This is a genomic window from Desulfurellaceae bacterium (assembly GCA_021296095.1).
Classification (GTDB): Bacteria; Desulfobacterota; Binatia; order Bin18; family Bin18; genus JAAXHF01.
The window spans coordinates 1,235-2,114 of sequence record JAGWBB010000184.1; the positions used below are offsets into that span (position 1 = coordinate 1,235).

The window sequence follows — 880 nt, forward strand, 5'->3', positions numbered from 1 at the left end:
TGGATGGCAAGGTGGCGTTGATTACCGGTGGCAGCACCGGGATTGGCCGGGCGACCGCCCAGATTTTCGCCCGCGAAGGGGCAAAGGTCGGGGTGGCCGATGTGAATGCAGAGGGAGCTGAGGAAACCGTGCGGCTGATCCAGGCCGCCGGCGGGGCGGCGCTCTTTATCCGCGCCGACGTGTCCCGGGCTGCGGATACCGAGGCCATGGTCAGGACCGTGGTCGAGACCTATGGCCGGTTGGACTGTGCCTTCAACAACGCGGGTATCGAGGGCGAGATGCAGTCCACCCAGGACTATAGCGAGGCGGTCTGGGAGCGGGTAATGGGCATCAATCTCAAGGGCGTGTGGCTGAGCATGAAGGCCGAAATCCAGCACATGCTGGGCCACGGCGGCGGGGCGATTGTGAACACCGCGTCTGCCGCCGGCCTGGTCGCCGTGCCGTCCCTGTCGGCCTATGTGGCGGCCAAACACGGCGTGGTCGGACTGACCAAGACCGCAGCCCTGGAGTACGCCAAGGCCGGCATCCGGGTCAATGCGGTGTGTCCGGGCGGCGTGGATACGCCGATGGTCCAGCGGGTCTTTGGCAGCAATCGAGAGCTTGCCGAGGCTGCGATAGCGTCCGAGCCGGTCGGGCGTCTGGCCCAGCCGGCCGAGATCGGCGAGGCTGTGGCTTGGCTGTGTTCGGACGCCGCCTCGTTTGTGACCGGTCATCCCATGGCGGTCGACGGCGGGATGGTCGCTCAGTAGCGACCCGTCGCTTGCAATCCTGTCCCCATGAAATAGGATGGCCCGCATCTGTACCAAGGAGGGAACTTATGAGCGGTTACACGATTATCGACGTTGATACCCACGTGACGGAAACGCCCGACCTGTGGACG

Annotated in this window: 1 protein-coding gene; it reads left to right on the top strand. The window is 65.1% G+C overall.

Going from position 1 to position 880, the window contains the following annotated elements; all coding sequences use genetic code 11:
- On the top strand, positions 1-749 hold a 749-nt coding region (locus J4F42_22725), incomplete at its 5' end, for an SDR family oxidoreductase (protein MCE2488338.1).
- Between the last annotated feature and the right edge of the window lie 131 nt (positions 750-880).